The organism is Serratia sp. Res13-Sevr-LER1-36-b (genome assembly GCF_015673035.1).
In the GTDB taxonomy this organism is placed as follows: Bacteria; Pseudomonadota; Gammaproteobacteria; order Enterobacterales; family Enterobacteriaceae; genus Chania; species Chania fonticola_C.
Genome location: NZ_JADACK010000014.1, coordinates 58,722 through 76,500, shown reverse-complemented (window position 1 = coordinate 76,500; position 17,779 = coordinate 58,722). Strand labels below are relative to the sequence as shown.

Here is a 17,779-nt window from a genome sequence, read left to right as displayed (position 1 = left end):
TCATGGCGATCCCTAAACTTAACGATTATGCGTTGCCAACGCCGAGCGAGCTGCCGGTTAACAAGGTTAACTGGGCCTTCGAGCCACAGCGCGCGGCATTGCTGATCCACGACATGCAGCAATATTTCCTTAATTTCTGGGGCGAAGATAGCCCGTTGATCAAACAGGTGGTCGAGAACATCGCCGCTCTGCGTCGCTACTGCAAGCAGCAGGGTATCCCGGTGTTTTATACCGCGCAGCCTAATCAGCAAAGTGATGAAGACCGTGCCTTGCTGAATGATATGTGGGGGCCGGGGCTGAACAAGCACCCTGAGCAGCAGGCAGTGGTCAGCGAATTGGCACCGGATGCTGACGATACGGTGCTGGTTAAATGGCGTTACAGCGCGTTCCACCGTTCGCCATTGCAAGAGATCCTGCAAGAAAGCGGGCGCGACCAACTGATTATCTGCGGCGTCTACGCGCACATTGGCTGCATGACCACGGCTATCGACGCCTTTATGCGTAACATCAAACCGTTTATGGTGGCCGACGGCCTGGCGGACTTCTCCCGCGAGGAACACCTGATGGCCCTGCGTTACACCGCCGGGCGCTGTGGCCGCGTGGTGACCACAGCAGATCTGTTACCCGGTATTGCCAGCATCGATGCGCTGCGCCAGCAGATTATCCCGTTGCTTGATGAAGATAGCGAAGAGATCGGCAATGATGAAAACCTGATCGATTACGGTCTGGACTCGGTACGTATCATGGAGTTGGCAACCCGCTGGCGTAAAATTCGTGAAGATATCGATTTTATCGCGCTGGCCAAATCACCCACGATCGATAGCTGGTGGGCGTTGCTTTCCGAGAGGAGATCCTGATGGCTAGAGAACAGGAGTTTAGCGGTAAACGCGTTTGGGTGACCGGTGCCGGGGCGGGGATTGGTTATCAAACCGCATTGGCATTTGCACAGAGTGGGGCCGAGGTTATCGGCTTCGATCTGCATTTTGGCGATCTGGACTATCCGTTCCGCACCGAGGTGCTGGATATCACTGATGCCGCTATGGTAGATAGCGTTTGCCAGCGTTTATTGGCGGAACATGAACGGTTGGACGTGCTGGTCAATGGGGCTGGCGTTCTGCGCATGGGGCTGACCGATGAAACCAGTAATGCGGACTGGCTGGCCTGCATGGCGGTGAACGCGGGTGGTGCCTTTAACCTGTTCCGTCATACCTTGCCGGTGTTCCGCCGCCAGAAGCAGGGGGCCATCGTGAGCATTGCTTCTAACGCGGCCCATGTACCACGTGTTGGCATGGCGGCTTACTGCGCCTCCAAGGCCGCTATGCGCAGCCTGTGTCAAACCGTAGGGCTGGAAATGGCACCTTATGGCGTGCGCAGTAACCTGGTTTCCCCCGGTTCGACCAATACCCCGATGCTACGCGGGATGTGGCAGGACGAACACGGCGAAAGCAATATGATCAGGGGGTTCCCCGACCAGTTTAAGTTGGGTATCCCATTGGGCAAGATTGCCCAACCGCAGGAGATTGCCGATGCGATTCTGTTCCTGGCATCTGATCGGGCTAGCCATATCACGATGCAGGATATTGTGATCGATGGTGGGGCGACGTTGGCGGCTTGAGTTATTGCCAATGTGTTAAAACCGTAGAGAGCCGAGTTGGGCTCCCTTTTTGTTTTTGATGGTTAGTAACTAATTGCCTTTAAAATATTTATTTCTTTGCGGCGGCTAGGTTAATGGCGGAATAACCGGTGGCACAGACTGTTCCCTCTCCTTGGGGTTAGGGTTAGAGTGAGGGAGATATCACCGTTGGCTGAGGAGGCGGTTGCCGGGTAGGTCAAAAGAAGTAGGGGGCGAACATTAGGCACCTGTACGGTGGGTCGTGCAGGATGACCGGCCGCCGCCGTTGTCTCGCAAGCGAGACTCGAATCTGAACGCAGGTTCTCACCCACACGCCTCTTCTTTGCGTATGTGCTGAGGGAGACGGTACTCTTGTGGGGAGCGCATATGCGAAAAAGGCGCCTAAAGGCACCTTTTTCTAAATGATGGTGGGTCTGGCAGGATGACCGGCCGCCGCCGTTGTCTCGCAAGCGAGACTCGAACCTGAACGCAGGTCCTCACCCACACGACCCTTCTTTGCGTATGTGGTGAGGGTGACGGTACGATAGTGTGGCGCGCATATGCGAAAAAGGCGCCTAAAGGCGCCTTTTTCTAAATGATGGTGGGTCGTGCAGGATTCGAACCTGCGACCAATTGATTAAAAGTCAACTGCTCTACCAACTGAGCTAACGACCCACGAATGTGGTTTACTGCTTTCTGAAACTGAAATGGTGGGTGATGACGGGCTCGAACCGCCGACCCCCTCCGTGTAAAGGAGATGCTCTACCAACTGAGCTAATCACCCACTTCAGGACTTCCAGATACTACCAAATGAGAGAATGATGGTGGGTGATGACGGGCTCGAACCGCCGACCCCCTCCGTGTAAAGGAGATGCTCTACCAACTGAGCTAATCACCCTCATTGTTCTCATTTCTTACTGCGTTAACAAGATGGTGGGTGATGACGGGCTCGAACCGCCGACCCCCTCCGTGTAAAGGAGATGCTCTACCAACTGAGCTAATCACCCCGTCTTGTTGGAGTCGCATTATAGGGATAGTTGAAAGTGAGTCAACGGTTTTTAAAATGATTTCAATCGTTCGCCGCAAATTTAGACAGGATGCGATATTTATCGCCGACCAGGACGATTCTTTGCACAGTATCATGCGTAGTGGGCCGCAAAGCGTAGTGGCCGATAGCGTGTCGGCGTTGAGGAATTAGCATGGAGTGGTAGAATGTCGCCCACTATTTTACATTCCGAGCAATCGTCGGCACTCCGCTGACACGCGTTGCGTAATAAGGCAGTGAACCCAATGAAAATCAAAACCCGTTTCGCCCCAAGCCCGACCGGCTATCTGCACGTCGGCGGCGCCCGTACTGCGCTCTATTCCTGGTTGTTCAGCCGCCATTTCGGCGGTGAGTTTGTATTGCGTATCGAAGATACCGATCTCGAACGTTCAACCCAGGAGGCTATCGACGCAATTATGGATGGCATGAACTGGTTGAACCTGGATTGGGATGAGGGTCCGTACTTCCAGACCAAGCGTTTCGATCGCTACAACGCGGTGATTGATGAAATGCTGCAACAGGGAACGGCCTATAAGTGCTATTGCTCGAAAGAACGCCTGGAAGCGCTGCGCGAGAAGCAAATGGAAAACGGCGAGAAGCCACGCTATGACGGCCATTGCCGCGATAGCCAGTGCAGCCACACAGATGACGAGCCACACGTTGTGCGTTTCCGTAACCCGCAGGAAGGCTCGGTTATCTTCGACGATAAAATCCGTGGCCCGATCGAGTTCAGCAACCAGGAGCTGGACGATCTGATCATTCGCCGTACCGACGGTGCGCCAACCTATAACTTCTGCGTAGTGATCGATGACTGGGATATGGAAATCACCCACGTGATCCGTGGTGAAGACCATATCAACAACACCCCGCGCCAGATTAACATCCTGAAAGCGCTGGGCGCTCCGGTGCCTGAATATGCTCACGTGTCGATGATCCTGGGTGATGACGGTAAAAAACTGTCTAAACGCCACGGTGCCGTTGGCGTGATGCAATACCGTGATGACGGCTACCTGCCGCAGGCATTGTTGAACTATCTGGTGCGTCTGGGTTGGTCCCATGGCGATCAGGAAATTTTCTCTATCGACGAGATGAAAGAGTTCTTTACCCTGGATGCGATCAACAAATCCGCCAGCGCCTTCAACACCGAAAAGCTGCAGTGGTTAAACCATCACTACATTAACCATATGCCAGCGGAAGAAGTGGCGGTGTATCTGGCATGGCATGTTGAGCAGCAGGGGATTGAAACCCGCAACGGTCCGGAACTGAAAGATCTGGTCAAACTGCTGGGCGAGCGTTGTAAAACCCTCAAGGAGATGGCGGAGTCTTGCCATTACTTCTACCAGGACTTCAGCGAGTTTGACGCCGATGCGGCGAAGAAACACCTGCGTCCGGTCGCACGCCAGCCGCTGGAGGCCGTGCGCGCTAAACTGGCCGCTATTACCAACTGGACGCCAGAGAACGTGCACGACGCCATTCAGGGCACCGCAGACGAACTGGGCGTGGGTATGGGCAAAGTAGGGATGCCATTGCGTGTCGCGGTCACTGGCGCTGGCCAGTCACCGGGCATGGACGTTACCGTACATGCTATCGGCCAGGCTCGCTCCCTCAAGCGTATTGATCAGGCGTTGGCTTATATTGCCGAGCGTGAAGCGCAAGCCTGACCGTTAGTTGCTAGCTAAACCGACAAAGCCCTGCGAAGTGATTCGTGGGGCTTTTTTCTTGCCGGTTTATTTTGTGCCCAAAGCGGCGGTTTTTTAGTATTAAACGCGCTGATTTGGCGGCTTTTTCAGCGCTTGATCGAGGAATTCAATTTAGCCGTTGACAGGGTTTCTGGGGTTTCATATCATGCGCCCCGTTCACAGGATTTCGTGATTGTGGATTGGGGCTATAGCTCAGCTGGGAGAGCGCTTGCATGGCATGCAAGAGGTCGACGGTTCGATCCCGTCTAGCTCCACCAACCTTTTATCTCAGGAAGGTTGGGGAATACCGTAACGCACGGTTAATGCGTACCACTTTTGTGGGGCTATAGCTCAGCTGGGAGAGCGCTTGCATGGCATGCAAGAGGTCGACGGTTCGATCCCGTCTAGCTCCACCACCATTTGAAAAGCCGACCCTTGGGTCGGCTTTTTGCTTTTGTGCTGTAAGAACACCGCCGCATGTTGTGTCTATTCCTCGCCTTCAGTTCGAGCAGTATTGTCATTGGGCCATCAAATAAAAAACGCCCGATAAACTTCATCGGGCGTCTTAAGACTAGAACTTGTCGATTCTAAAGCTGTTAGCCCAGAACCAGGCCTGTGATGGCCGCTGACAGCAGGCTAACCAGAGTTGAGCCGTAAACCAGCTTCAGGCCGAAGCGTGAAACCACGTTGCCCTGATGTTCGTTCAACCCTTTAATCGCACCGGCTACGATACCGATAGAAGAGAAGTTGGCGAAGGACACCAAGAACACGGACAGAATACCCATGCTGCGTGGGGACAGCTCAGCACCGATTTTCTGCAGTTCCATCATGGCGACGAATTCGTTGGAAACCAGCTTGGTGGCCATGATGCTGCCAACCTGCAACGCTTCGTGCTTAGGCACGCCAAGGACCCAGGCAAATGGATAGAAGAAGTAGCCCAGGATTTCCTGGAAGCTCAGGCCGAAGATGGCGCTGAACAGGCCGTTAAGCGCGGCAATCAGGGCGATAAAGCCAATCAGCATCGCGGCAACGATAATCGCCACCTTGAAGCCTGCCAGAATGTATTCACCCAGCATTTCAAAGAAGCTTTGGCCTTCGTGCAGATTGCCGAGGTGCAGCTCTTCTTCTTTACTGGTGTCATAAGGGTTGACCAGTGAGAGGACGATAAAGGTGCTGAACATGTTCAGTACCAGCGCCGCCACTACATACTTGGCATCCAGCATGGTCATGTACGCACCAACGATGGACATGGAAACTGTCGACATCGCGGTAGCAGCCATGGTGTACATGCGTTTTTCTGACATCTTGCCCAGCACATCTTTATAGGCAATGAAGTTCTCAGATTGGCCCAGGATCAACGAACTTACGGCGTTGAAGGATTCCAGTTTGCCCATACCGTTCACTTTAGACAGCACGGTCCCGATGATGCGGATGATAAACGGCAGCACTTTGATGTATTGCAGAATACCGATCAGGGCAGAGATGAACACGATTGGGCACAGCACCTTCAGGAAGAAGAAGGCCAGACCTTTATCACCCATCCCGCCGAACACAAAATCAGTCCCTTGCCCCGCAAACCCGAGCAACTTGTCGAACATTGCTGCAAAGCCTTTTACAAAGCCTAAACCTGCTTCCGAGTTCAGGAAGAAATAGGCCAGTAACACTTCAATAACTAACAACTGAATAACATAGCGGATGCGGATGTTTTTACGATCGCGGCACACTAACAGGGCCAGGATCGCAACCACCACCAACGCTAACGCAAAGTGCGCAATATGGGACATGTTTGCTCCAAATTTGAGGCAGGCTGAATTTCGGTTGTCATTTTATGTAACGCCAAGTTTAAAAACGAGACATTCATAGCAAATATGGAAAATCATAGTGGAGATAGTCCTAATCTATGACGGCAAAGCACCAAAGATCAAGATGTTAATAAAGATGCGTGTTCGTGGCATTTTTGTGCTACTTTTATTATTAAGCGTGATCTGCTCTGAACCCTGTGATCTAGAGTAGATGGAAACGCCAGGATTTCATGCGATCTGTTCGATAAAACCTTCGTTTTTGGCTATCGCAGAGATAACCATTATCGCTGCAAATGCACTTGATAATCATTATCACTTGGGTAAAGATGAAGGTGAGCTAAATTAGTAAGGGTTTTCGCTATGCTGAACAGTCGCGCGGTTAACAATTCCTCCAGCCGCCCGTCCAGAAAGATCAAACTTTCTCTGATGGGGCCTGCCTTTATCGCCGCCATCGGCTATATCGACCCCGGTAATTTTGCCACTAATATTCAAGCTGGCGCTTCTTTTGGCTACACGCTGCTGTGGGTGGTGGTATGGGCCAACGTCATGGCGATGCTGATCCAACTGCTGTCTGCCAAACTCGGCATCGCTACCGGTAAAAACCTTGCCGAACATATCCGCGATCGCTTCCCGCGCCCGGCCGTCTGGGCCTATTGGGTGCAGGCGGAGATTATCGCGATGGCCACTGACTTGGCTGAGTTTATCGGTGCCGCGATCGGTTTCAAACTGCTGCTGGGGGTAACGCTGTTGCAGGGGGCTGTCCTCACCGGCATTGCCACCTTCCTGATCCTGATGCTGCAAAAACGCGGGCAAAAGCCACTGGAGCTGGTGATAGGCGGCCTGCTGCTGTTTGTGGCAATGGCCTATATCGTGGAACTGGTATTTTCTCAGCCGCAGCTGAGCGGGTTGCTTAGAGGGATGGCGATCCCTGATTTGCCGAATGGTGACGCGGTGTTTCTTGCTGCAGGGGTGTTAGGGGCAACCATCATGCCGCATGTGATTTATTTGCACTCTTCTCTGACGCAGACCGCCGGTAAAGACTCTAAAGCAGAACGTTATTCAGCCACCAAGCTGGACGTGGCGATCGCCATGACCATTGCCGGTTTTGTTAACCTGGCGATGATGGCCACCGCCGCTGCCGCATTCCATTTCAACGGCCACAGCGGCATTACCGATCTTGACCAAGCCTACCTGACGTTGCAGCCGCTGCTCGGCAATGCGGCGGCCACCATTTTTGGCCTGAGCCTGGTTGCCGCAGGTCTCTCTTCTACGGTGGTAGGGACCTTGGCGGGGCAGGTGGTGATGCAGGGCTTTGTCCGTTTCTATATTCCTATCTGGGTGCGGCGGGTGGTCACCATGATGCCATCGTTTATTGTCATCATGATGGGGATGGATGCGACGCGTATTCTGGTTTTGAGCCAGGTACTGCTGAGCTTTGGTATCGCCCTGGCGTTGGTGCCGCTGCTGGCGTTTACCGGCAACCGTGAACTGATGGGGGATATGGTCAATGGTCGTCTGATTCAGAATCTCGGTAAGCTGATTGTGTTGGTTGTGGTTGGGCTCAACGGTTATTTGCTGCTCAGCAACCTGATTTAGGATAGTTCCTCTCGCCCTAACCCTCACTCGTGGCGAGGGAATGAACGTGCTACAGACTGACTTCTGAACCTGATTACGATGCCGATCGGCTCCCTCTCCCAGAGAGGGGTTGGGGTGAGGGGTCAATCATCATGATCGTGATGATGCTTGTTCTTATAATGCTGTTTTTTATACTGTTTGTAATAGTATTTATCGGCCTTGCGGTAGCGGCCATCATGATAGTAATAATTTTTGTGCCAGTAATCGCGGTCACGCCAGCGATAGCCATCCCAATAGTAGCCCCGGCGGTTGCGTTCCCCTAAATCACGCCCCTGATGGCCATGCCACCAATCGCGATCGCGCCAGTCGTAACCGTCCCAGTAATTGCCCCGTTTGTCCTGGTCACCAATCTGCAGTGAGACCCCCGGCAGCAAATCAATATTGACGCTGCTAGCATGGGCGGTGGGCATGAAAAGCGTCACCAGAATGGCAGCGGTAAACAGAGGTTTGAACATTTAGGCTCCCTTGGCCGGATACCGATAATGAAGCACGTTCATCGGTATAGGTTTTGGCCATGCAAAACGGTTGTTATCCCTCGTTCTTTAACGCGATGCGTAAAATCCATGAGGTATTTATCCGAGGGATGCTATCGCCGTGGAGCGACCGCGCCTTTGGGGAAATTCTGAAAGCCATGGGGAACACCGGGGATTGGGAGTTATCTGAGAGGAAAGGTGAAAAAACCGCCGATAATCTACCGGCGGTTTGTAAGCGATTACATCAGGATCTGCTCAATCTTGGCGATCTCTTCTGCGCTGAACTTACGGTTGGCCAACATACCGACCGCATCTTCAATCTGGCTGACTTTGCTAGCACCGATCAAAACGGAAGTGACCCGATCGTTACGCAATACCCAGGCCAGCGCCATCTGCGAAAGCTTTTGGCCACGCTGTTCTGCCAGCGCGTTCAGTTGGCGAACCTTTTGCAGTTTCGCTTCGGTAATCTGCTCGGGAGTGAGTGAGCGGCTGCCGCTGGCTGCGCGGGAATCAGGCGGAATGCCTTGCAGATAGCGATCGGTCAGCATGCCTCCGGCCAGTGGTGAGAAGGCGATAGACCCCACGCCATGCTCTTCCAGCGTATCCAGCAACTCGGGTTCGACCCAGCGTTCAAACATCGAGTACTTCGGCTGGTGGATCACGCAAGGAGTACCAAGCTGTTGCAGTATGGCAAATGCCTGCCGCGCCCGTTCGGCCGGGTAATTCGATAACCCGACATACAGCGCTTTCCCCTGGCGGACTATCAAATCCAGCGCCGCCATGGTTTCTTCCAGCGGCGTATCTGGGTCAGGGCGGTGATGGTAGAAGATATCCACATAGTCGAGCCGCATGCGTTGCAGGCTCTGGTTCAGGCTGGCGACCAGGTATTTCTTTGATCCCCAGTCACCATAGGGGCCAGGCCACATGGTGTAGCCCGCCTTGGAAGAGATAATCAGCTCATCGCGATAAGGCTGGAGATCCTGATGCAAAATGCGGCCGAAATTCTCCTCGGCAGAACCCGGCGGTGGCCCGTAGTTATTGGCCAGATCGAAGTGGGTAATGCCAAGATCGAAGGCACGATGTACCAGACTGCGCGCATTGTCATACAGCGAGCTATCACCAAAGTTGTGCCACATACCGAGTGAAACGGCTGGCAGTTGCAGCCCGCTGCGGCCACAGCGGCGATATTCCATATTCTGGTAGCGGGCAGGCTCAGCTTGATAAACCATAAAATCCTCATCGACGGCGGGAAATGATATTCAGTGTATGCGCTTACATCTGGGTTGTCAGAGTGCCAGATCACGCTAATTGTCCGCCATTTATTCAAATTGCTTATGGATGATCTCAACTGCATGCCATTAGTGCGCAGATGTAAAGTGAGGTTTCCAGTGCCTCTTGCCGATAAAGTTCGAAAATTCGGCAGCATCTTTAATACTTAATACTAACCATTCTCCCGTTACCTAGGTGATGATCATGAGCAAGAGCTATACGGTGGCAGATTACCTTCTCGATCGGTTAGCCCAGATTGGCATTCGCCACTTTTTTGGCGTACCGGGAGATTACAACCTGCAGTTTCTCGATCACGTTATTGATCATCAGCAGATAACCTGGGTCGGCTGCGCCAACGAGCTAAACGCCGCCTATGCTGCCGATGGTTATGCCCGCTGCAAGCCAGCTGCGGCACTGCTGACCACCTTTGGCGTGGGTGAATTAAGTGCGATAAACGGCATTGCCGGTAGCTATGCCGAATACCTGCCGGTGATCCACATTGTTGGCGCCCCGGCTTTGCGAGCCCAGCGTGCTGGGGATTTGTTGCACCATTCGTTGGGGGATGGGGATTTCGGTCATTTTGCCCGCATGGCGAAAGAGGTCACCATCGCCCAGGCCAGCCTGACGGCCAGCAATGCGGAAGCGGAAATCGATCGCCTGTTGACCACCGCACTTTATGAGCGCCGCCCGGTGTACCTGCTGTTGCCAAGTGACGTTGCTGAAGCTCCGTTGGCTTCGCGCCCGGCACCTTTAGTGTTACGCCAGCCCAATCTGTCCGACGTTTCCTTACAGGCATTTATCGCCGCCGCACGGGAAAAACTGCAGGCAGCGCAAAAGGTTTCCCTGCTGGCCGATTTCCTGGCAGAACGCTTTGGTGCCGAACCGGTGCTGGAACAATGGATGAATGAGGTCAATATTCCCCATTCCACATTGCTGTTAGGCAAAAGCGTGTTGGATGAAACCCATGCCTGCTTCACCGGAACCTATGCCGCAGCCGCGAGCGATCCGCAAGTCAAGCAGCAGATTGAGGGGGCCGATGTGGTGATTAACGTCGGGGTGCGTTTCACCGACGCCATCACCGCCGGGTTTAGTCATAACCTGCCCGTGGATAAATGCATAGATATTCAGCCGTTCGAGGCAAGGGTTGGGCAGCAGGTATTCAGCCAGGTCCCGATGCGGGACGCTGTGAAGGCCTTACACCAACTGACGTTATCGTTAGCCAGCCAATGGACGTTGCCGTCGATTAAACGGCCAGCGCTGCCAGGTCCGAGTGCCAGCGGTCTGGATCAACATGGTTTCTGGCAGCAGATCCAAGACTTCTTGCTGCCGGGAGATATCCTGATTGCGGAGCAGGGCACCGCCTGTTTTGGCGCGGCGTCGTTGACGCTGCCGCAGGGTTGCCGGTTTATCGTACAGTCCTTATGGGGGTCGATCGGCTATACCTTACCGGCGGCGTTCGGCGCGCAGACTGCCGAGCCTCAGCGTCGGGTGGTGTTGCTGATTGGCGATGGGGCCGCTCAACTTACCGTGCAGGAGTTGGGGAGTATGTTGCGCGATGGGCAAAAGCCGGTGATCTTGCTGCTGAATAATGACGGTTACACTATCGAGCGAGCCATCCATGGGCCGGAACAGCGCTATAACGATATCGCGCAATGGAACTGGACGCGGTTACCGCAGGCTTTATCGCTCGATCATCAGATGAAGTGCCTGCGCGTCACCGAGCCTGAGCAGTTGCGTGCGGCGCTTGGAGAGGTCGGTGGTTGCGAGCAACTGGCGTTTATCGAGGTGGTGCTGCCGAAAATGGATTTTCCCGAACTGCTCGATAGCGTGTCACGGGCCATTCAATCGCGTAATGCGGCGGCTTGATCGTTGGCATTTTCCAGCAGGCGATCCAATAACCACAGCCCCGCTGGACCCGGCGGGGTAAGCTTGGACCATACGGCGTCGACCGAGATAGTTTGCGGCCAGCCACGCATTTTCAGCTCTGTCAGACGTTGCTGCCCGTACTGTTTGACCAGCCAGTGCGGCAATATCGCCCAACCTGCCCCTTGTTCCGCCATCTCCAACAGCATCAGATAGCTGGGCGCCGACCAGGTTCGCCCGCGCGGTTTAGTCGCGTTGTTGCTGGTATAGGTGTTCAGGTAAAGTTGGCGGCTGCTGGCAAGGTGGGCCTGCGTCAGGGCCGGGAGACGGGTCAGCGGATGGTCATGAGCGACAAATAGCCCCATTTCAGTCTGTTCTGGCAGTCTGGAGACGGCAATCTCGGGGGGATAGGTGGGTTGAACCGCCAGCATTCCCAGGTGAGCGCGGCCAGTCTGTAGCAGATCCAGCACATCCTCCCCTTCGGCGATCATACACTCCAGCTCAATATCCTGATAACGCCGCTCGAAATGTTTCAGCAGGTTATCGTGATGGTTGGGTTGATAGGTATCGGAAAAAACGATGGTCAGCCGTGGTTCGATATTGTCCCCCAAGCGTATGCTCAGCGCATCGAGCCGTTCGCTGGCCGCGAGAATTTCCTGCACGTGGCCCAGCACCTTGCGGCCGGCCTCCGTCAATACTGGTTGGCGGGCCTGGCGATCGAACAGCGTTAGCCCAAGATCTGCCTCCAGATTGGCAATGGCGGTGCTGATGGTGGATTGGCTTTTGCGCAGCCTACGTGCGGCTGCAGAAAACGAGCCTAACGCGGCGGCCTCAACAAAGGCCAGTAGGGCTTCTGGGGAATAGCGCATGATGTATCTACTTTATCGATGGAACCTATTTTTAATCTACGCAAAAAAACGATGATAATCACCTGACTTTTTCAATAATGTTCATAAAGCAGGTGAAGTATGCAGTTGCAAAACAAGTCGTTGGTTGAACGTATCGTTCACGCCGTGGGGTTCGAAGCTATCGCCGTGATGATCTGTGCCACTTTGGGGTCATGGATGCTTAACCGCTCGATGGCGCAGGTAGGGGCGCTGGCGATCATGTTATCTACCGTCGCCATGCTGTGGAACATCGTTTATAACTCGATCTTTGATCGGCTGTGGCCGGTGAGTCGAGTTGTCAAAACGCTGAAAGTGCGTATTGGCCACGCCTTTGGCTTTGAAGCCGGGTTTGTGCTGATTGGTCTGCCGATAGCCGCGTTTATGCTCAATATTTCGTTGTGGCAGGCCTTTGTGTTGGAGATTGGTTTCTTCCTGTTCTTCCTGCCCTATACCATGGCGTACAACTGGCTCTACGATACCCTGCGCCAGCGTTGGTTCGAGCCGCGTCAGGCTCGGGTTAGCAGTTCGCGCAGCAAATAATTGCTTCGTCAGTCGGGTCGTTCTCGGGTAATGTCTGGTTGATAGTGAGTCAAAACCAAGGAGAACCGAATGAAAGTGTTGGGATTATTGGGCGGGATGAGTTGGGAATCCACCATCCCCTATTACCGAATGATCAACGAGCAGGTGAAACAGCGGCTTGGTGGCCTGCATTCAGCCAAAATCGTGCTCTACAGCGTGGATTTTCATGAGGTGGAACGCCTGCAACACCAAGGTGATTGGGAAGGCGCTGGTCGTTTGCTCGCAGGGGCCGCCGCTTCGCTGCGTGCTGCCGGTGCCGAAGCCATCGTGATCTGTACCAACACTATGCATAAGGTGGCGGATGCGGTGGAACAGGCCAGCGGTCTGCCACTGATCCATATTGCCGATGCCACGGCATTGCAGGTACGGCAGCAAAATATTCGCCGTATCGGCTTACTCGGTACGCGTTTTACCATGGAGCAGGATTTTTACCGTGGGCGTTTGCAGGATAAATTTGCTATCGAAGTGGTCACGCCGGATGCTGCCGATCGCGATATCGTACACCGCATCATTTATGAAGAGCTGTGCCTGGGCAAGATCGTTGATACCTCACGCGATGAATATCGCCGGATTATTGCCAAGCTGGAACAGCAGGGCGTCGAGGGGATCATCTTTGGCTGCACCGAGATCGGCCTGTTGGTTGGCGCACAAGATGCCGCGGTGCCGGTGTTCGACACTACGGCCATTCATGCGCACGCCGCTGCTGAGTATGCTCTGGCCTAGTCTTTATGCGGAGGCTGGTTTTTTACTACCAGCATCAAAGGTTTGCCCGCCAGCACCAGCCACGCGGGCAACATCACAATACAGAGTATCGGTAACAGGTGCAGCTCTGGCACTACCGCCACGGCCATAAACAGGCTCAGCCAGCCGTCGCGAGTCACCACCAGCACCAACCCCATAATGGCACAGGAGACGGTGATTGCTGCCGGAACCGCCGGGACATGTTGATGCAACATCAACCCCAGTGCGACACCGATAAATACCGCCGGGAAAATACGCCCGCCGCGGAAGCCACTGGCGGCAGCTACCACCAGGGCGGCCAGCTTGGTCAGGGTGATCACCAACAATTGGCTGGTGGTGAAACTGCCGTCGACCACCAACAGTTTCATCTCATCCAACCCTTTGAACAGGGTGACATCTCCGCCAATCACCCCAAGGATCCCCAGCAACAGACCACCTAGCCCGAGCATCAATACCGGATTTTTCAGCGAATGGAACATGTGGTGCATGCGTGGGAAGCACCAGATCGCCACCATCCCCAGGGCAATAGCAATCAGCGCGACCACCGAGCCGCTGAAGATATCGCGTAGCCGGGTAACATCGTAAGCATCAAGCTGTAGGGCAAAGTTCGGGGTAAAGAACATCTGGGTAGTGACGGCCCCGGCAGCAGCGGCCATCAGCGGGGCAAACAGCCGATCCCAAAGAGGGACTTCGCTATTCCCCCCCAGCGTTTGCGAGAAAATCAGGGCGGCGGCAACCGGTGTACCAAACATCGCGCCAATCGTGCCCGCGGCGGCGAGGATGATCCAATCCATTCTTGGCACTTTGGGTAATAGTCTGGCCCCGAGTGCGACCACCAGGGCAATATTGATGGCGGTGATCGGGTTTTCCGGCCCCAAACTGACGCCGCCTGCCAGGCCGATCATCAAAGCTAACGCCAACCCCGGCACGGCGGATAGCGGCAAAGGCATGCCGATCAGTGATTCGGTAGCCGGATCTGGCCCGGCATGGCCCGGTACGAAACGTATGATCAACCCAATGGCTATACCGGTCAGCGTGAGAATACCGATGGTCCACCAGGGGGAATGGCTATCGATATTGAGCAGCTCCGGGAGGCGAGTCCACAGCAAATTCTGTAGCACGCTGGCACTTTCCATCAGCAAGATGAGGATCAGGCTGGAGACAGAACCGATAACGATCGCGGGCAGGGCGAAGGCCAACATAGCATTGGCACGCGGATGCAGCATGCGGGATCCCTTGTTGTTACGTCCCTGATTGGCAGGGAAAACAGAGAGTAAAGCCAGCAGAATCGCCAGGCCCCAGAGAAATGTTTTGCATAGTATATAGCTCCAACGGAGCAATTTCGCTAATGGTAGCCGCACGCCATCGCATTCATCTCACGTTTTTTGCGCCAATCTGTAACCGCCGGTATAAATCGGTGAAAACTGTGCTGGCTGAAACGATTTTTGTGATCGAGATCGCTATTGCGCAGCGGGTCGCAGAATGCCGATTGTTGTTTGGGCGGCGTGATTTTACAGTGTACCCAATTTCGTATTATTCATTTTAGGGAGAAACACCGATGACCTATGCCCTCGTAGGTGATGTTGGCGGCACCAATGCCCGCCTGGCGCTGTGCACTGTCGAGACGGGCGAGATCGCCCAGGCGAAAACCTATTCTGGTCTGGAGTTCGATAGCCTGGAAGCGGTGATCCGCCAATACCTGGCCGAGCTGCAACTGGAGGTTCAGGACGCCTGTATTGCCATCGCCTGCCCGGTAACGGAGGATTGGGTCGCCATGACCAATCACACCTGGGCCTTCTCCATCAAAGCGATGAAAGAGAGCCTGGGCTTAAAGCACCTGGAAGTAATTAACGATTTTACCGCGGTTTCGATGGCTATCCCGATGCTGTCCGAAGATGACGTGTTGCAGTTTGGCGGTGGCAAAGCGCAAAAAGATAAACCTATTGCCGTTTACGGTGCGGGTACTGGCCTGGGGGTAGCGCATCTGGTGCATGTTAACCGCCGCTGGGTGAGCCTGCCGGGTGAGGGCGGCCACGTGGATTTTGCACCGAACAGCGAAGAAGAGGACATCATCCTCGAGGTACTGCGTGGCGAAGTAGGGCACGTCTCTGCGGAGCGTGTGCTGTCTGGCCCTGGGCTGGTGAATCTGTACCGTGCCATCGTTAAGGCAGACAAGCGGCTGCCCGAGAAGCTGGAGCCAAAAGACATCACCGAGCGTGCGCTGGCGGACAGCTGTACCGATTGTCGCCGTGCCCTGTCACTGTTCTGCGTGATTATGGGGCGGTTTGGCGGCAACCTGGCGTTGAACCTGGGGACGTTTGGCGGGGTGTATATTGCCGGGGGCATCGTGCCGCGCTTTATGGAGTTCTTCAAGGCCTCCGGGTTCCGCGCCGCCTTTGAAGACAAGGGCCGCTTTAAAGACTATGTACGTGAAATTCCAGTCTTTATGATCACCCATTCCCAACCGGGGCTGCTGGGAGCCGGTGCCCATCTACGCCAGACACTGGGGATACACCTGTAATCAGCCAATAAAAAAGGGGCGCTACCCGTTTGGCAGCGCCCCTTTTTTTGCCGACCAAAGACGACGGGTTGATTAGCCGTTGGCCTTAGCCAATACCGGCTCTGCGTGAGACTCTTCTTCCTGCTCAACCGCTTTCGGCGCTTTGATAAACAGGGTGATCAGCAGTGAAATGACCGACAGCACACCCATTACCATAAAGGTCGCGTGGAAGCCGCCGAAGTGGTTGGCAACAAACGACCCTGCCAGCGCGCCCAGACCAAAGCCCTGATAAATGATGCCGTAGTTTTTGCTGTGGTTTTTCAGGCCGAAGAAGTCACCGACAATCGCCGGGAAGACGGTAATGTTGCCACCGAAGCAGAAAGCGACCGCACCGACGCAGATAAAGAACAACGTATGGCTCAGCGTCACGAAGCTCAGTGCGGCAATCGCCAGAATAGTGACCAGCATGGTGAAGCTGATGACGCGCATACGGCCTACTTTATCGGACAGGGTGCCCAGAATGATGCGGCCTGCGGTATTGAAGATTGCCACGGCGGAAACGGTGTTGGCGGCGGTGGCCAAATCCATTCCAGCCAGCTGTACGCCCATGTCTTTAACGATACCAATCAGATACAGGCCACTCATACAGGCTGCGAAGAAAATCACGAACAGCATGTAGGCCTCTTTGCTGGCCAGCATCTGGCGCACGGTGTAATCGTTGCCCAGCGTGCCATGGTTAGCCTGTTGGTTAACCTGCACCGGTTCTTTGAGCAGCATGGAGCCTAGCACAATCAGCGCCATCACGATCACGCCCCAGTAGAAGAAGGCGGCAGAGACACCGGCACCGCTAATCAGGGCGGCGTTAACGTATTTGAACAACAGGCTGCCACTACCGAACGCCCCGACGGAGATGCCGGAAATCAGCCCCTTGTTGTCTGGGAACCATTTGATCAGGTTGGATAGCGTAGAGATGTAAGCGATACCCACCGCAAAACCCACCACCACGCCCGCTAACAGATAAATCATATCCAGCGATTGCACGTGGGCGCTGGCAATCAACCCCAGGCCGACCAGCACACCGGAGACCAGCGTCAGATTACGGATACCGAAACGTTCTTGAAGTTTGCCGGCGAACAGCGTTGCGAAGGCCAGGAAGAAACTGGTGATCGAGAAGGTGGTAGCGACATCGCCGAGGCCCCAGTGGAACTTGTCTACCAGCGGCTGGTTGAACAGGCTCCAGGTATAGATAGTGCCGAGGCCCATCTGGCAGATGATGGTGCCGAGAACGATTAAGCTGCGATTTGCCGGTTTGCTGTTCATGGCCGGTCTCCTTCCTGTATTGGCGTTGCCTATTGGCAAAATTAGCAAGGCAACCAGAGCCCTGCGGTATGGGCTTATTATAAAGGGGGCGATCGTTGCCCATGGCGGATCGGGAATGAACTGCCGCTGCCGAGGAATGAAATGCCGTTATCGCTGCATGAGTTGCCGAATAAGGGCCAAAAAGCCGCTGGAATGCGGCCTGCCGGGCGTGATCTACATCAAAGATATGTCAGAAAGATGGCCAAACCGCCGTGGCAGACTGTGTGGTAATTGTGAAGGATATGTCTGAAAGGCGTAATTGGGCTTTCGTCCTATGGAGAACGTACCGGAGCGGAACTACTGTGATGGGGAAATGGACAGGTTCTGTTCTCTGG

Annotated in this window: 14 protein-coding genes and 6 tRNA genes; 10 read left to right on the top strand and 10 right to left on the bottom strand. The window is 54.4% G+C overall.

All coding sequences use genetic code 11. The features are described from left to right. The first annotated feature begins 2 nt into the window (after positions 1–2). Complete coding sequence (locus IMQ33_RS09145) at positions 3–857, top strand: isochorismatase (protein WP_065683007.1); 855 nt, start codon at positions 3–5, stop codon at positions 855–857. Then, positions 857–1,615 carry a 2,3-dihydro-2,3-dihydroxybenzoate dehydrogenase gene (dhbA, locus tag IMQ33_RS09140; RefSeq protein WP_196061823.1) on the top strand — a complete coding sequence of 253 codons (759 nt, stop codon included), beginning with the start codon at positions 857–859 and terminating at the stop codon, positions 1,613–1,615. The genes IMQ33_RS09145 and dhbA overlap by 1 nt, the downstream gene beginning before the upstream one ends. 596 nt (positions 1,616–2,211) lie before the next feature. On the opposite strand, the gene IMQ33_RS09135 is transcribed toward dhbA, so the two are convergent. From IMQ33_RS09135 to IMQ33_RS09120, 4 genes are all read right to left on the bottom strand, one after another. Next, positions 2,212–2,287, bottom strand: a tRNA-Lys gene (locus IMQ33_RS09135). A 33-nt stretch (positions 2,288–2,320) separates the two neighbouring features. Then, positions 2,321–2,396: transfer RNA gene (locus tag IMQ33_RS09130), tRNA-Val, on the bottom strand. 38 nt (positions 2,397–2,434) lie between these two features. Then, positions 2,435–2,510: transfer RNA gene (locus IMQ33_RS09125), tRNA-Val, on the bottom strand. Between the two features lie 33 nt (positions 2,511–2,543). Beyond that, positions 2,544–2,619: transfer RNA gene (locus IMQ33_RS09120), tRNA-Val, on the bottom strand. 283 nt (positions 2,620–2,902) lie between these two features. Here IMQ33_RS09120 and gltX point away from each other — a divergent pair. The 3 genes from gltX to IMQ33_RS09105 all read left to right on the top strand — a co-directional run bounded on the left by gltX (position 2,903) and on the right by IMQ33_RS09105 (position 4,752). Then, on the top strand, positions 2,903–4,318 hold the full coding sequence (gene gltX / locus IMQ33_RS09115) for a glutamate--tRNA ligase (RefSeq protein WP_024527144.1): 1,416 nt from the start codon (positions 2,903–2,905) through the stop codon (positions 4,316–4,318). Positions 4,319–4,538: 220 nt separating this feature from the next. Continuing rightward, positions 4,539–4,614, top strand: a tRNA-Ala gene (locus IMQ33_RS09110). A 62-nt stretch (positions 4,615–4,676) separates the two neighbouring features. Then, positions 4,677–4,752 (top strand) — tRNA-Ala (locus tag IMQ33_RS09105). A gap of 180 nt (positions 4,753–4,932) precedes the next feature. Here IMQ33_RS09105 and IMQ33_RS09100 read toward each other — a convergent pair. After that, positions 4,933–6,120: a NupC/NupG family nucleoside CNT transporter gene (locus tag IMQ33_RS09100; protein ID WP_021178662.1), complete on the bottom strand. Its 1,188-nt coding sequence runs from the start codon at positions 6,118–6,120 to the stop codon at positions 4,933–4,935. Between the two features lie 378 nt (positions 6,121–6,498). On the opposite strand from IMQ33_RS09100, the gene IMQ33_RS09095 reads away from it, so the two are divergent. After that, positions 6,499–7,734 (top strand): Nramp family divalent metal transporter, encoded by a 1,236-nt coding sequence (locus IMQ33_RS09095; RefSeq protein ID WP_065683013.1) that lies wholly within the window; start codon positions 6,499–6,501, stop codon positions 7,732–7,734. Positions 7,735–7,856: 122 nt separating this feature from the next. On the opposite strand, the gene IMQ33_RS09090 is transcribed toward IMQ33_RS09095, so the two are convergent. Then, entirely contained in the window at positions 7,857–8,228 is a 372-nt protein-coding gene (locus tag IMQ33_RS09090; RefSeq protein ID WP_196061822.1) for a DUF2502 domain-containing protein, read from the bottom strand. 257 nt (positions 8,229–8,485) lie between these two features. Beyond that, entirely contained in the window at positions 8,486–9,475 is a 990-nt protein-coding gene (gene mgrA / locus IMQ33_RS09085) for an L-glyceraldehyde 3-phosphate reductase (RefSeq protein WP_065683015.1), read from the bottom strand. 244 nt (positions 9,476–9,719) lie between these two features. On the opposite strand from mgrA, the gene IMQ33_RS09080 reads away from it, so the two are divergent. Next, a complete protein-coding gene (locus tag IMQ33_RS09080; protein WP_186528639.1) occupies positions 9,720–11,381 on the top strand; it encodes an alpha-keto acid decarboxylase family protein in 1,662 nt (553 codons plus the stop codon). Here IMQ33_RS09080 and IMQ33_RS09075 read toward each other — a convergent pair. Continuing rightward, complete coding sequence (locus IMQ33_RS09075; RefSeq protein WP_024531247.1) at positions 11,357–12,247, bottom strand: LysR family transcriptional regulator; 891 nt, start codon at positions 12,245–12,247, stop codon at positions 11,357–11,359. The two genes, IMQ33_RS09080 and IMQ33_RS09075, sit on opposite strands and share 25 nt — an antisense overlap. A 99-nt stretch (positions 12,248–12,346) precedes the next feature. Between IMQ33_RS09075 and IMQ33_RS09070 the strand changes: the two genes are divergently transcribed. Together IMQ33_RS09070 and IMQ33_RS09065 are read left to right on the top strand one after the other, a co-directional pair. After that, positions 12,347–12,805 (top strand): multidrug/biocide efflux PACE transporter, encoded by a 459-nt coding sequence (locus IMQ33_RS09070; RefSeq protein WP_196061821.1) that lies wholly within the window; start codon positions 12,347–12,349, stop codon positions 12,803–12,805. Between the two features lie 69 nt (positions 12,806–12,874). Beyond that, positions 12,875–13,567: an aspartate/glutamate racemase family protein gene (locus tag IMQ33_RS09065; protein ID WP_196061820.1), complete on the top strand. Its 693-nt coding sequence runs from the start codon at positions 12,875–12,877 to the stop codon at positions 13,565–13,567. On the opposite strand, the gene IMQ33_RS09060 is transcribed toward IMQ33_RS09065, so the two are convergent. Beyond that, positions 13,564–14,811 (bottom strand): ion channel protein, encoded by a 1,248-nt coding sequence (locus tag IMQ33_RS09060; protein ID WP_196061819.1) that lies wholly within the window; start codon positions 14,809–14,811, stop codon positions 13,564–13,566. The genes IMQ33_RS09065 and IMQ33_RS09060 overlap by 4 nt on opposite strands. A 332-nt stretch (positions 14,812–15,143) precedes the next feature. Here IMQ33_RS09060 and glk point away from each other — a divergent pair, with 332 nt between their 5' ends. Next, positions 15,144–16,106, top strand: a complete 963-nt coding sequence (gene glk, locus IMQ33_RS09055; RefSeq protein WP_024531243.1) for a glucokinase — start codon at positions 15,144–15,146, stop codon at positions 16,104–16,106. A gap of 72 nt (positions 16,107–16,178) precedes the next feature. On the opposite strand, the gene IMQ33_RS09050 is transcribed toward glk, so the two are convergent. Continuing rightward, positions 16,179–17,405 (bottom strand): OFA family MFS transporter, encoded by a 1,227-nt coding sequence (locus IMQ33_RS09050; protein WP_024486104.1) that lies wholly within the window; start codon positions 17,403–17,405, stop codon positions 16,179–16,181. Positions 17,406–17,779: the final 374 nt, after the last annotated feature.

Bases quoted from the DNA above. Each gene is read 5' to 3' on its own strand.
- IMQ33_RS09065 (WP_196061820.1), top strand. From the start codon at position 12,875: ATGAAAGTGTTGGGATTATTGGGCGGGATGAGTTGGGAATCCACCATC.
- IMQ33_RS09070 (WP_196061821.1), top strand. From the start codon at position 12,347: ATGCAGTTGCAAAACAAGTCGTTGGTTGAACGTATCGTTCACGCCGTG.
- IMQ33_RS09060 (WP_196061819.1), bottom strand. From the start codon at position 14,811: ATGCTGCATCCGCGTGCCAATGCTATGTTGGCCTTCGCCCTGCCCGCG.
- IMQ33_RS09145 (WP_065683007.1), top strand. From the start codon at position 3: ATGGCGATCCCTAAACTTAACGATTATGCGTTGCCAACGCCGAGCGAG.
- dhbA (WP_196061823.1), top strand. From the start codon at position 857: ATGGCTAGAGAACAGGAGTTTAGCGGTAAACGCGTTTGGGTGACCGGT.
- IMQ33_RS09050 (WP_024486104.1), bottom strand. From the start codon at position 17,405: ATGAACAGCAAACCGGCAAATCGCAGCTTAATCGTTCTCGGCACCATC.
- IMQ33_RS09090 (WP_196061822.1), bottom strand. From the start codon at position 8,228: ATGTTCAAACCTCTGTTTACCGCTGCCATTCTGGTGACGCTTTTCATG.
- glk (WP_024531243.1), top strand. From the start codon at position 15,144: ATGACCTATGCCCTCGTAGGTGATGTTGGCGGCACCAATGCCCGCCTG.
- gltX (WP_024527144.1), top strand. From the start codon at position 2,903: ATGAAAATCAAAACCCGTTTCGCCCCAAGCCCGACCGGCTATCTGCAC.
- IMQ33_RS09100 (WP_021178662.1), bottom strand. From the start codon at position 6,120: ATGTCCCATATTGCGCACTTTGCGTTAGCGTTGGTGGTGGTTGCGATC.
- IMQ33_RS09075 (WP_024531247.1), bottom strand. From the start codon at position 12,247: ATGCGCTATTCCCCAGAAGCCCTACTGGCCTTTGTTGAGGCCGCCGCG.
- mgrA (WP_065683015.1), bottom strand. From the start codon at position 9,475: ATGGTTTATCAAGCTGAGCCTGCCCGCTACCAGAATATGGAATATCGC.
- IMQ33_RS09095 (WP_065683013.1), top strand. From the start codon at position 6,499: ATGCTGAACAGTCGCGCGGTTAACAATTCCTCCAGCCGCCCGTCCAGA.
- IMQ33_RS09080 (WP_186528639.1), top strand. From the start codon at position 9,720: ATGAGCAAGAGCTATACGGTGGCAGATTACCTTCTCGATCGGTTAGCC.